The sequence below is a fragment of the Rhodopirellula sp. MGV genome (assembly GCF_002251265.1).
GTDB classification, from domain to species: Bacteria; Planctomycetota; Planctomycetia; order Pirellulales; family Pirellulaceae; genus Stieleria; species Stieleria baltica_A.
Genome location: NZ_NPDI01000057.1, coordinates 18,324 through 32,057 on the forward strand (window position 1 = coordinate 18,324; position 13,734 = coordinate 32,057).

Sequence of the window (13,734 nt, forward strand, 5' to 3'; positions counted from 1 at the left end):
GATGGCAGGATTAAAGGTTGCCACGAGCGTGTTTGGCGAGCGTTTCCTGGTACTTTTTCTTGCCCTCTTCGACACTTTTGCGAATCGCCTTGGTGCTCTGCTCACTTTCTTTCCGCAGTTCGGCAATCATCTCGAGCGATTCGACTTGAAAGTCACTGATTGCGTCAACCAGTTTTTGCACTGATTCGGGGTCGATGGTGCTGCCGTAACCGGCTTTCAGGGCTGCGCGTTCGAGTTCCCGTCCGAGAGTCGCGATGTCTTCCAAGCCTTTGTTAACGCCTTCTTTCATCGCTTCGGTTGCTTGCGTGACTTCGTGCAAGCCGTGCTGGCTTTGATAGACGGTGCCCAGGATGGTGAAGACGTGTTCGTTGGTCGTAAAGAACGTGACCGCGCGGCGATAAACGCGCTCCTTGACGTCGTGGGTTTGCTTCAGTTTTGTGACCAAGGTTTCGCCGACGTCGTAACCGATTTGCAGGTTCTCGGCGATGTCTTTTAGCAACTGGTACGTTTCGTCTTCGTCTTCGAATTGTTTGCGGGCTTCGTCGCGAGCCAGTTCAAGTTGGCTTTTACCCGCTTGGTCGGTTCCAGCGTATTGATCGAGAGCGTCCTGAGCGTCAGCGAGTTTCTGTTTGGCGGCTTCCAGGACGGGCAGATGATCATCGAACAGTTCTCGCGCGAGGACTTCCGCTTCTTTCAAGGCAAAGCGAAAGTCGATGTACGCGTCCATGATCATGTCTTCGCTTTTGAGAGCCGCCTTGGTGTCCTTGGCAACTTCCGCGTAGGTCTCGGTGATTTTTTCGAAGCGATCGGTCGGTGTGCCGCGACGAATTTTCATCCACCAGTTCGACAGTTTTTCGGTGCCGCTGATTTTGCCATCGTCTAGCTGTGCGATCAGCCGCTTGCTGTCTTCGCGAATCGAATCGAATTCCTGCGTGATTTGCAGGTAGCGATTACCGACTTGGATGCTCTCGACGTTTTCGCGGACTAACGCGTTGAACGCGCCCATGTGTTGGATCACGTCGGCGATGGCCAGCACTTTGGCTTCGTCCAGATGTTTGACGCTTTCCAGCAGCGTGATCAATTCTTGTGGTGCGGCATTCTTGCTGTCGACGCCGAACTCGCGAAGGACGGTGACGGCGCTATTGAGATACTCGCGCATTTTGCTGCTTCCGCCGGTGGATGCCGTGGGTTGCGTTTGGTTGGCGGAGGCGGTCGCTTGTTTAGACATGATCGATTAAATGAGAAAACGAAGGAAAGACAAAGCCCTGTAACGCGCGCCCCGAAAGACGGATTTCAGCTCCCTAGTAAGTTAGCGCGTCACCTGCCAGGATGCAATCGACCGACATGGATTGATTTTGTGGGCCGATCCCTACAGCGGCAATCCTAGACGAGGGCGATTTCGGGTGAGATGTGTGACAACGTGGCATTCGTTGCCGCTTGGACATGGGCCAAAGTCACAGCCATACATGGCGCGAAAATGATTGCTTCGCGTTTTGCTCGGGTGGCGTGGCAAAATTTCAGTTCCTGAGCCAAAATGGTTGGCGTCCCTTTCCTTTTGATTTTCGGAATTTGCGATCAAGCTGATGAGTCAGGCACAAGCGACACAATCGATCGACGAACTTCCCGAGCACGAGCTGACCATCGCGGAAACATTGCGTGTGATGGATGTCGCACGGGAAATGCGTGACCAACGCGAGCAAGCGGAGGTGATGTTTCGACGTGACGAAATGCGAGACGCGTTGCGGGCAAAGCTTCTGAGGACTGCCGCACTTTCTGGGGACAGTGTCACCGAAGCGGAAATTGATGCCGCCATTGACCAATACCTTGAAACTCAACACACCTACAGCGATCCCCCATCCGGATTGCAATCGGTTTTTGCATACGGCTGGGTTTGGCGGAAACGAATCGCCGCGATCTTGGCATTTGCCGCGGCCGCTGGCTTCTTTTATTTGATTGCCTAATTCGACCCGTACTACGACAGCCAAACGACAAGCTCCTATGACCATCTCTGGACCGGCGATGCATCGCCAGTTGATCGAAGGATTCAAGCGACTGCAATCGCGGGTCGATGAGGCCCGCCGGATGACCGCCGGGATGGGCGACGATCGTGGAACTCTCGGCGATGATCGAAGCACTGCCCTGTTGGACTTGGCCAAGCACTACCTGCCCGAGTTGTCGGCCGAATCGATTGATGCGACTTGGTCAGAAGTCCGTGGCGAATTGAGCCAAGTGTTGATGCGTTTACAAGATGAATTGCGACGCAGCCAAACTGAACTTGCCAAATACAACGACCGGCGATCGATCGAAGAAGACCGCTTGCTAAAACTCGACAACGAACTCGATTCGCTCACCGAAAAGCGAGATCGTTTGGCCAGCGATGTTCAGCAACGTCTGTCGGAAGATCAGGAATTCGTCGCTTTGACGAGCCAAGCTGCTGCCGCTGAAACCGCACTCGAACGCGCCGAAGCCAACTTTAACGAGATCGAGCAGGATGCCGCTCGCAAGTTGCCAAGTTTTCAATCCAGCACGTTTTTCAACTATCTCTATGATCGCAAGTTTGGCTCAAAGCAATACGCCGCTCGCGGATTCACGCGGCGGATGGATCGTTGGCTGGCAAACTACATCGATTACTCGAAGGCTAAGAAAAGTTATGACTTCTTGGTGAAGACGCCCGAACAAATGCGGCAGATCATTGCCGAAGATCGCAAGGCGCTCGACGTTGTGATGGAGTCACTCGAACAGCGTCACGAAGCCGTTGTACGTGAGTGTGGATTGCAAGCGGTGATCGATTCGGTACAGCGACTAAGGGATGATCGCCAGTCGCGGTTAAACGAACTGGAACTGATCTGTTCAAAAGTTGAATCGCTGGAAACGCAAATCGCTGACCTAGAAAATCCACGCGGCGATTATTACCGCCAAGCGATTGAAGCTTTCCGGCACGTTTTAGAATCGATCGAGACAGCAGATCTCGACGCGCGAGCCGTTGCGACGGAAGAACTGACCGACGATCAAATCGTCGCTAGGATTCGCGGCATCGATGAAAGTTTGGAACGGCTCGACGAACAGCAGGAACGTTCACGTGAACAGCAACGCCAATTGCAGCGTTGTCTGGATGCATACGGCCGGATGATGCAGCGTTTTCGGGCGGCGAAGTTCGATTCCAATCGTTCGTACTTTGTTGATTCGTTCGATCTGCTTGCTCTGATCGATCGGGCGGGACAGGAAGCGGACATTGACGAACTCTGGTCAGCGATGAAGACGGCGCAATTCTCGGGAGCTGCGACAGCGAATCAGGTCGCCATGTTGGCGGCAAACCCGATGGCGACGCTGATGACCGGAGCGATGATGAATGTCGCGGGGGCTTTGAACGAGCAAGCGATTGAAGCGGCAAGGCGTGCCGCCAGCCGTCGACAACATGGCTATGGCAACCCACATCGCGATGATTTCCCAGGACGACGTCGTTCACACTGACCGTTTTCCGTCGGCGACATGAAAACGGAAAGGGGGCGACTATTGGCGCTTTAACATTGATCCGAATGGGGGAAGGTTCTCGCATTTGCACCTGCTTTCGCATGTGGGGGTCTCCTGGGCGACTGATCTGATTTCGATAGACGCCCAACAACCGCTGGCATTTGCCTGTCGCATTGATCGACTGCCGGCGTCGATGAATAAGGGTCAAGGTTTAATGAACTCGAAGATCATTTCGTTTTGCCTCACCGTTTCGGTTCTGCTGTGTGGACTGCAAGGCTATGTGCTTTGGAGAATCAACGAGCACATCGCAACGGAAGCGATTCAGTCGGTGCGTTTGCAGGTCGTGGTTGCTACCGCAGTCGTCATAGCGATGGTCGCGATTATCACGAAAATCTTTGCCAATGGGGCGACCAGCTATGCGCTGGCGATGTCGCAATCAGCGTCGAATCCCAATGGTCCTCAGGCAAAGAAAAAGGCAGCAAGCAAAGAGGTTATCGAAGCGGTACATCAGTTCGATGAAAGCATCCAGCACATCGCGCACAACACCGGACGCGCACTGGACGTTTCTCGAGAGGCCGTCCACGCCACGGTCCAAGCTCACGAGTCGATCCAGCGTCTCAACGCAAGTAGTGACCAAATCGGTGACGTCGTGAAAGCGATCGCGGCGGTAGCCGAGCAGACCAACCTGTTGGCGCTGAACGCGACCATCGAAGCGGCGCGAGCCGGCGAATCGGGAAAAGGCTTTGCAGTCGTAGCCGGTGAAGTCAAAAACTTGGCCAAAGAGACCAATGATGCGACCGAAGCGGTGCTTCAACGGGTCGAACAAATCAATCGCGATACGGATTCGGCCGTTAAGATGATTCACAACGTGACCGACATCATCAACCAAATCAACGAGTGCCAAACGATCGTTGCTGACGCTGCCCAGCGTCAGATCCAGACCAATAGAAAGGTCTTCCAGACGTTCTCTGAAAACTGACGGTTTCGACAAGTCCTGAATTTGTCGGCGATGGCGTCATCACGGTATGATGCGCCACATGGACGTTGATGACATTGCTACCGCCGCACTTGAGATCGAAGATCAGTCGAAACGCGAAGCGTTTGTTCGGCAGGCTTGTGGTGGTGACGCGTCTAAATTGAATCGCGTGACCGAGTTGATCGTCGCACTGCAGCTCAGCGACGCCGACGGCTTTTTGGACGGAGGCATGTTCGCCAAAGACAGCCTGCCAGCCGAGTCGCCGCAAAATGTGCCCGAGCGTTTCGAAATTCGAAGTCGACATGCGGTGGGAGGGCTCGGTGAAGTTTTTGTGGCATGGGATTACCAATTGTCACGAACGGTCGCGCTAAAGAGCATCCGGACTGAATGGACAAGTAATCCGGACGCGGCAGCGCGATTCCGACGGGAAGCCGAAATCACGGGCTACCTGGAGCATCCTGGCGTTGTACCTGTTTATGCCTTCGGCGAACACGACGACGGGCGGCCGTACTATGCAATGCAGCTCATTCAAGGCGAGACCCTGCAAGCGGTCGTGACCCGGCATTTGGATTTGGATGAGCTTTCCGTCAGTCGCAAGAAAACAGCTCGACTTTGGTACCCCCAAGACGTCTTGCGAGATTTGTTGAACCGGTTTCGAGACGTTTGTCTGACCATCCAGTACGCACACAGTCGTCAGGTCATTCACCGAGACTTGAAGCCCTCGAACATTATGCTGGGGGCCTATGGGCAAACCTTGGTCGTCGATTGGGGCTTGGCGAAACGAACGGACAACGTTTCTGATCTTGCGGGAGATGTACCCGGCGCGAACTTTGAAACCCTGGATGTGGCGGATTGGGACCAGCAATCGGACGCCGGATCTTCGGTCGAGCAAACCCGGCACGGCACGACCTTGGGGACACCTCGATTTATGAGCCCCGAGCAGGCCAAGGGCGATGTTGAACGAGTCAATGAAGCGTCCGATATCTATTGCCTGGGTGCGACGCTGTATTTCATCTTGACCGGAAAGGCACCTCACGAAGGCGAATCGGATCTCGAATCGACATTCCGTAAGATCGCCGAAGGCCGAATCGAAGTTCCGCACACGGTCGATCCGTTGATTCCCCGCGCGCTGTCCGCGATTGCGATGAAGGCGATGCGGCGATCGGCAAAGCATCGCTACCAAAATGCCGGTGACCTGGCAGACGATGTCGAACGCTATCTCGCCGACCAGACGGTGAGTGTTTATCAATCGCCGCCAACGGAGCGTTTGTTTCGGCTGGCAAGAAAAAATCCCGCTCGCTCGGCGGCAATCGTTGTCGCCACAATCCTGATCGGTATCGGATCGATCGCGGGCTTGGCCGTTCAGGACGAAATGGCACGGCGAAAACTTCTGTCGCAGCGAAGGGAATCGAACGCGGAGCAACAGATCCGGTTCCAAGCCGAGACACGGCAGAAAGAAGCTGCGGCAATGGTGGGAGCGGCGACCGAACGCAGCCACGCCGCAATTCGCGATGGACGTTATTCGGATGCAGCCACTTTGGCAGCGTTGGCGATTGATCGTATGGGCGACTTGGAATCATTCGATCGTCTCCGCGAAACATGGCTTCAGAAACAGGATCGTCTCCGTCGATTAGGTGCGTTCGTTTCGCTTGTGCGCCGAGGAGAAGATCTCGATTACCTCGCCCGAGACACTGAAGCGGCGATCTTGCTGCAGGCTTCGCTCGGCGAACTCGGAGTGTTTCAAAGCGAAAGTTGGTGGGCCGATCTGCCGGTACAGGATTTGACGCCCAGCCAAGCCGATGCGATCCGCTGGAAAGTCTATCGCGTCTTGACCGCTTTGAACTCGATTTATCTAAAGCGAATGGTGATCGTGATGGGCGGCGACAAGCAGGGTCGAACGCCGAGTCTGTTTCGATTGCTAAGAAGCTTTCTAACGTCAAACCTCGGGGCGGACGAAGCTTCGGCCACCGAATCACTGACTCGGCGAATCGAGACGTTTCGTCCCAGTCAGTCTGCGATCTGGTTGGGCAGCATCGCACGGTTCCGATTGCATCACGGGTCCCGCATCGAGCCCGCTGAATTGGGACCACCCAACAACGCCGCCGACGGACTGGAACTTGCGATCGCCAGTCTGATCGCAAGTGTCGATCCGGCTTACCGCACCTGGTTCAAAGACTACGGCGTGACGTTTGTGCCCAAACGCGAAGGCCAGGCGGATGCCGACTATGCGGTTGATGTTGCGTTGGAAACACTGCGGCGGTCACTCGATCAGTCTCCCGCCGACTATTGGATCGGTATGACGACCGGACAAGCCTATTTTTTGAAAGCCCAAGCCGCGTCGCGTGCTCATGATCTCGATGAAGCGATCCGTTGGCTGGACTTGGCAAAGATCCAGTATGGGCGTTGCATTGCAATCCGTCCGGAAACCGCGTTCGCGCATGCCGACCGCTCCACCGTCGCACTCGAGCTCGCTTTGACCATGCGAAGCAAGGACGCTGACTGGACCGGCAAAGCATCCCGAATCGAAGAACTGTTTAAGCTCAGTTTGGACGACGCGAGTCGAGCGGTTCGAATCGCTGCTGACCAAGATTGGCCGTATTGGCATCTCGGTGCCGCTGCAGCGTTCGTCGACCAGCCTCGGCTGGCGATTGAATCGTTCTATCAAGCGATTGACCTAGGCTTTGACGTTGCCGAAACACTCGACGGACCGATCTTGAAATTGAATGACCTTCGGGGACGAACCCGGGCAGTCGAATACGTACAGCAACGTTATCAAATCCTTCGTGACAACGAAGCTGATACCGAACACCTTGCCGAACTCGCCGCGTTGATGGCGTCCTTGGAATACTCGCGTGATCGCGTCGACCAAGCAAAAGGTTGGGCGGATCGCGCGATCACACATCAGCCGGATCATCCGCGAGCGGAGCAGATCCTGGGATGGTGCGCTTTCAAAGCTTCCGAGTTTGACGAAGCCGAACGTCATTTCCGAAACACGCTGGCACAATTGCCCGATGACGTCGTTGCAACGTTGGGCCTTGCTCGACTGATCGAAGAACGTGAAATCGAGCCGAATGAAGAAGTTCAGCGTCTCTATCAAAAAGCGACGACTCAAGCGATTTCAAGACGACACCAATCGAGTGCATGGTTTGGTTTGGCCAAACAGGCTGTCCGTCGCGAACGATTTGATCAAGCCGTGGAGGCGATCGAGCAGGCGCGGCAATTGGACCCCGCTTGCGATGTGACGCCGTTCGCTGAAATCGCGAGGGCGCAGGCAATTGTTTGGCTTAAACAATTACGTGAAACCGACGACGAAGAAGCGAAGAAGCTCTACTACGCCAAGATAGGATTATTAAAGGAAACCGCAGACCGTGTCGCCGCGCTCCCGAATGCCTCGGTAAACGAAATCATTCAAGCCAACGGAAACGGATCCCCCAAGGTGTTGCCGATTCTTGATGGAGAGTTCGAACTTCCGATGGGGCGGTACTGGCGATTGAGACCAGGGGAAGACACTCAATCGGGTGTAACCCATTTGCGGGTTCGACCGAAAATTGAAGTTGATCTCGAAAAACAAAAATCGGTTGAGCGATCCATACTGCGTATCGCCGCACCGCAGGAAGTCGGTTCCGAAGGCAATTGGGAATTGTCCCAATCGCTGCCAGCCGTGGCCGGTCAGCGCTATTCACTCTTGTTGCGGTGTAAGCAAACCGCCCAACAGCAGCGGTCCACTGGTGTGAATTGTGAAGTCGTCGTGCGGTCCAACGGAGAGGAGTGTTTGCGGCGGTCGCTTGGGGAAGTCGGCAAGAGCTGGGACGACTGGCAGTGGGAGTTTCAAGTTCCACCTCGCGACGAGTCGCTTGCGATGATCGATGTCGTGATCGTTATCCCTACCGACAGGGCAGCGACGCTTTGCCTTGATCGGATTCAGGCCGTACGTTTGGATTGAGGTGATTCGGATACAATACGAGTAACGGATCGCTACCGAATCGAATTCTCCAACGGAATGAGGTCTCGCAATGGATGTTTCTCGTTCGCATGCTACGACGTCGAAATCGATCGACGCGGGTCGCCGCACGACAGCCAACTTATCCATCGCCCAGTATCTGATTCGGCGTCTGCAGGATTACGGAATTGCACAGATGTTCGGAATCCCTGGTGACTATGTCTTATCGCTTTATAGCGAACTCGAGAAAAGCCCGATCGAGATGATCGGTTGTACTCGCGAAGACTGTGCGGGGTTTGCCGCCGATGCTTATGCGAGGATCAACGGCATGGGCGCAGTCTGCGTGACCTATTGCGTCGGAGGGCTTAGCGTTTGCAATTCAATTGCGGGTGCGTATGCGGAAAAATCACCCGTCGTTGTCGTTACCGGGTCACCGGGACTCAAGGAACGTTCGCGCGGCGCGTTACTTCACCACATGGTGCGAGATTTTCGAACTCAGTACGACGTGTTCGAAAAATTCACGATCGCGGGAACAGAGCTCTCGGATCCCCTGACTGCATTCTCGGAAATCGATCGGGTGTTGGATGCCTGTGATCGATTCAAGCGTCCGGTTTATTTGGAGATCCCGCGTGACATGGTTCGCGTCGTTCCGCCAATCACCCACAGTTTTCGTGGCGTGATGCCTACTCAGGATCCCGAAGCCACCGGCGAAGCGATTAAGGAAGCGGTGCAACTCATTCGATCGGCAAAGCAACCGGTGATCGTTGCCGGTGTCGAGCTCCACCGGTTCGCGCTTCAAGACGAACTGTTGACGCTGGCTGAGAACGCGAACATTCCAATTGCGACGACAATGCTGGGGAAAAGCGTTATCAGCGAGCAGCACCCAAGCTTTATTGGATTGTACGAAGGAGCGTTGGGAGATCAGGCGGTCACGCGGTTTGTCGAAGAAAGCGATTTAGTGTTGTTGTTGGGAGCGTTCCTAAGCGACATCAACTTGGGAATCTTTTCCGCCAACTTACGCCCCTCGGCTTGTATCTACGCGACCAGCGAAGAACTGCGTATTTCGCACCACCACTATCACAATGTCGGCTTGAAAGACTTCTTGGACGGGTTGGGAACACTGCCGTACCCCGAACGTGAACTCCAGAAACCGATCAAACACGCGGCGAACGATGTCGGTGCGGTGGAAAGCGATTCGACGAATGACGACAACACGGCACCGAACGGTTTGCGAACAAGTTGGATGATCCAACAAATCAATCAGCGGCTTGACGGAGAAACGATCGTCGTTGCCGATGTTGGTGATTCGTTGTTCGCGGCGACAGAATTGACGATTCATGACCGCGGCGAATTTTTAAGTCCGGCATACTACACATCGATGGGGTTCGCGATTCCGGCCGCACTGGGAGCCGCGACGGCGAAACCTGATCATCGTGTTGTGGCATTGGTTGGCGACGGGGCGTTTCAAATGACCGGCCAAGAATTAAGCACGCTGATTCGCTACGGGCACAATCCCATTGTTATTGTCTTGGACAACCATGGGTATGGCACCGAACGATACTTGCATGCCGGAGATTGGGTTTACAACGAAATCCAGCCGTGGAATTACTGCAAGCTTTTGGACGTTTATGGCCGCGGCAAAAGCCATTTGGTTGCGACCGAAAGCGAATTTAAGAATGCTTTTGAGGATGCCTGGAACGATGCGGGCCAGTTGCATCTGATCCAGGCCAAGCTTGCCGAGAACGACGCGAGTGATACGCTTCGCAATCTCGCATCACGAATGAGTCGAAACGTTAGCTAATCGTCACTGCGAATCGTCACTGCGAATCGCGCCGGCAAGGCTTACTTGGGAAGGACTCGCTCGATTTCCAAGGCAATTTTGTCGATCGGCAGGACGACATCTGCGAGGCCTTGTTGGACCACATTGCCAGGCATGCCCCAGACGACGCTGGTTTCTTTGTCTTGAGCGATGACCATGCAGCCTTTTTCCTTTAAAGCCCGAGCGCCTTCGGTTCCATCGATTCCCATACCGGTCAGGATGATACCGAGGCAGTTTTCGCCGAATGTACTGGCCATCGAACGGAACATCGGGTCAGCAGCGGGACGGCAAGAATGGATCGGCGGTTCCTGGTTCAGTTTGGTGATGATCTCGTTATTTCGTCGAATCACCGTCATGTGAAAACCGCCCGGCGCGATGACGATTTGTCCGGGCGCGATGACTCTGTCGTTGCTCGCTTCGACCACCGAATGTCCGCGCTCCGATGAAAGTCTTTCGGCCAACAAAGCTGTGAACGAAGCCGGCATATGCTGGACGATAAAGATTGGCACCTTCAAGTCGACCGGCAATCGGCTGACGACGGTCGCGAGCGCTTTGGGGCCGCCTGTCGAAACACCGATCCCGATCGCATCGATTCGCGCCGGGGTGGTCACTCGATTGATGGCGGGTTGTCGCTGCGGCGTCATTCCTCCGACCGGATTGCGACCCATTCCAGCGGCGAGTCCACCCCCGCCGCCCACACCACTTAGTGCTTTGGCTTTGGCTTTGGTAGGAACCAGACGATAGATCTTCGGGAGCAATTCTTCTTTCAGTTGCGAGACCGCATTGCTGATATGCCCTGCGTCCACCGGTTTGGTGGCGAAATCGTCGGCTCCTGCTGAGATCGCGTCCATGGTCGCTTCCGCACCGTCTTGGGTGAGCGCGCTGAACATGATGACAGGAAGCTTGCGATCCACTTTTCGGATCTCGCGAACTGTTTCAATGCCATCCATCACCGGCATCCCGACATCCATGATGATGATGTCGGGGCGGCAACGCGGCAGTTTGTCGATCGCGTCTTTTCCGTGCACCGCTTCGCTGACGACTGAGATGTCTTTGGCGCTATTCAGGGTCGAAACCAGCAGACGTCTCATCATGGACGAGTCATCGCACACCATTACACGTATGACTTCGTTCATTCGCTACACCTTGAATCCGATTCGCATAGATCTTTACAACTCACTTCCAAATCTGCCTGGGTTCGTTCGAGAATCGGTTCCGTGATTTCAGTGAACGATTCTAGTAATGGACGGTTTACCACTTCTTCTAACATCTTGATGCCTAAATTGCCTTCTGGATCATAGCTCATCGATTCGCCAGATCGTTGCAGATGATTGGCAAGATGGTCCGCTGCGGAGGTGATCGCAACTAGCTTTTGATGGTTGCACTCTGAAGACGGGGTGTGATGAAATAGGATAGACTCGGTTAAGGCGTGCGGAAGCCGTTGTCGGTTCGCGAACCAAGCACCGAGATGGCAGTGATCGGTTTGAAAAATCTCTCGCTCTCGCTGGAGTGTTTGTTGAGATTCTTGAAAATTCAACGGGTCTGCAAGCTGGAAACGATCCGGATCGACCAATGCGAAAATCAATCGGCCCAGGTCGTGTAATAAGCCGGCGGTGAATTCTTCGCCATCAAAGCCGAGATCTAAAAATTCGCCGAGATAGACTGCCACTGTCGCGGTCGCAAAGCTGTGGCGCAACAGTAACTCGCGCACCCAAATCTGTTCGATCGGTAGCCGTTTCATCATTCCGGCCGTGCTGGACGCGATGATCAGGTTTTTGCACTGGCGAATTCCCAGTCGCGTGATCGCACGGTGGAGCGAGGTCAGGGTTTTGCCACCGGCGAAGACCGGCGAGTTCGCCAAAGCCAAGGTATCCGCGGCCAACATTGGGTCTCGTGAAATCACACAGGCAAGGTGTTGCGGGCGACACTCAGGGTCTTGTGCGATTTCCAACGCTTCACAGGCCGCAGACGGCAGACTCAGCGTCTCACCACGACGCCCCTCGAGAAGCGCTTGGAGCGACTTCGGCGGCGTTTCGATGTGAAGAGTTGGGTCCATGTTGTGAGCCGAGTGAGGCTTGTGCGGCGAGCGTTAGGCGATACCGATTGGTTTACGTTGTCGTTCTGGTCTTACAGTTGATACTTTGCCTGCATCTGGGAGCCTCTTTTCCCCGAACTCGATTGACCGGAGATTGCACCCTTTACCTCACTGCGAAGCAATTCTGTCAGTGACAGCACCGTGTTGGCGATCATGTTGTTTCCATCGGCCAAATCGGCAACGTTGTTGGAAATCTCGGCTGTCATCGCGGTTTGTTCTTCGACGGCCCCGGCGATCGCGTTTTGGCTTTCGTTGATCTGCGAAATGATGTCGCTGACCAATTCGATCGCGTCAGTCGCTTCCATGGTGTCGCCTTGGATCGCTTCGATTCGGCGGACAATGTCTTCGGTGGCAGTACCGGTTTGGGCGGCGAGTTCCTTGACTTCGTTCGCGACGACGGCGAATCCTTTGCCAGCTTCTCCGGCACGGGCTGCTTCGATGGTCGCATTCAACGCCAGCAGGTTCGTTTGCTCAGCAATCGAGTTGATCACGCGAATCATCTCGCCGATTTCGGTACTGCTTCGTCCCAATCGAGAAATCGTTTCGGTCGTCGACCGCGCCGCATCGACCGCATTTCGTGCGACACTCGCCGCGCCAGTCGCATTGCGGGCGATCTCTTGAATCGAAGCTTCGAATTGTTCGACTGCGCTGCGAAGTGATTCGGCGCTCGTGCTGACGTTCTGTGCCACGTCACCGGTGGAGCCGATGGATTCCGATGCTTTAGCAAGTACTGTGACCGCTTTTCGCGAGCAATACATCGAAACAGCGAAACACCCAATCGTGATGAGGATCGCTCCTAGCATCATACGATAAAACTGTTGTTGCGCCAGATACGAAGCATCGTCACCGATGGCCATCACGACGGCATGTGCCGCTTGATGTGCGTCTTGGGTTTGCGCGATCAACATCGCCCGTAGGTTTTGAACGCGTTCTTTATCAGCGATTTGTAGCGCGGAGAGAAACTCGTCGGCAAGCTTTTTCTTATGCTCGAAAGCCGTCTGTGATAAATCGAGTGCCTCGGCCACCGATTCGTCGGCGGGATGGATTTCCCCAAATTCATGTTCGCCGCCGAACCGTAACAGCGATAGCGACTCCATCATCAGTTCGTAGGTCGCTTCCGGATTGGCTTTGTCGCCTTCGGCGATTTCGAGCAATTCTCGCGTGTGGCGTTGGTTGAGCATCCGTTGCCGACCGCTCAAGTTTGTCGCCGCAGCGCTGGACATCAGTTGCGAACTTTGCAACGACATCAGAAAAACTTGCACCGTCATTCCGGCCAAGCAAATCAGCGGAATGGCAGCGATATACCAGCGAATACGACCAAGCTTTTTCGAGGACTTAAGCATGTTCTTTCATAGAAGTGAAAAAGTTCTTTTGTAATTCAGTGACCTGATTACGGGACGGGGAACCTGCGATCAGGTGGATGTGTGACGTAC

At 54.6% G+C, this 13,734-nt stretch carries 9 protein-coding genes; 5 read left to right on the forward strand and 4 right to left on the reverse strand.

The features are described 5' to 3' along the window. Positions 1-10: 10 nt before the first annotated feature. On the reverse strand, positions 11-1,228 hold the full coding sequence (locus CGZ80_RS20590; RefSeq protein ID WP_094417572.1) for a cell surface protein: 1,218 nt from the start codon (positions 1,226-1,228) through the stop codon (positions 11-13). Positions 1,229-1,583: 355 nt separating this feature from the next. On the opposite strand from CGZ80_RS20590, the gene CGZ80_RS20595 reads away from it, so the two are divergent. From CGZ80_RS20595 to CGZ80_RS20615, 5 genes are all read left to right on the forward strand, one after another. Beyond that, positions 1,584-1,961: a DUF6384 family protein gene (locus CGZ80_RS20595; protein ID WP_094417573.1), complete on the forward strand. Its 378-nt coding sequence runs from the start codon at positions 1,584-1,586 to the stop codon at positions 1,959-1,961. A 37-nt stretch (positions 1,962-1,998) separates the two neighbouring features. Next, complete coding sequence (locus CGZ80_RS20600) at positions 1,999-3,471, forward strand: hypothetical protein (protein ID WP_094417574.1); 1,473 nt, start codon at positions 1,999-2,001, stop codon at positions 3,469-3,471. Positions 3,472-3,685: 214 nt separating this feature from the next. Next, positions 3,686-4,450 (forward strand): methyl-accepting chemotaxis protein, encoded by a 765-nt coding sequence (locus CGZ80_RS28770; protein ID WP_315851426.1) that lies wholly within the window; start codon positions 3,686-3,688, stop codon positions 4,448-4,450. A gap of 58 nt (positions 4,451-4,508) precedes the next feature. Beyond that, a complete protein-coding gene (locus CGZ80_RS20610) occupies positions 4,509-8,390 on the forward strand; it encodes a protein kinase domain-containing protein (protein WP_158249836.1) in 3,882 nt (1,293 codons plus the stop codon). Between the two features lie 70 nt (positions 8,391-8,460). Next, positions 8,461-10,188, forward strand: a complete 1,728-nt coding sequence (locus CGZ80_RS20615) for an alpha-keto acid decarboxylase family protein (RefSeq protein WP_094417577.1) — start codon at positions 8,461-8,463, stop codon at positions 10,186-10,188. A 41-nt stretch (positions 10,189-10,229) separates the two neighbouring features. Here CGZ80_RS20615 and CGZ80_RS20620 read toward each other — a convergent pair whose 3' ends face one another. From CGZ80_RS20620 to CGZ80_RS20630, 3 genes are all read right to left on the reverse strand, one after another. Further along, positions 10,230-11,342, reverse strand: coding sequence for a chemotaxis response regulator protein-glutamate methylesterase (locus CGZ80_RS20620; protein WP_094417578.1), 1,113 nt, complete (start codon positions 11,340-11,342; stop codon positions 10,230-10,232). Further along, a complete protein-coding gene (locus tag CGZ80_RS20625) occupies positions 11,339-12,262 on the reverse strand; it encodes an HDOD domain-containing protein (protein WP_094417579.1) in 924 nt (307 codons plus the stop codon). The genes CGZ80_RS20620 and CGZ80_RS20625 overlap by 4 nt, the downstream gene beginning before the upstream one ends. A gap of 71 nt (positions 12,263-12,333) precedes the next feature. After that, positions 12,334-13,644, reverse strand: a complete 1,311-nt coding sequence (locus CGZ80_RS20630) for a methyl-accepting chemotaxis protein (RefSeq protein WP_094417580.1) — start codon at positions 13,642-13,644, stop codon at positions 12,334-12,336. Positions 13,645-13,734: the final 90 nt, after the last annotated feature.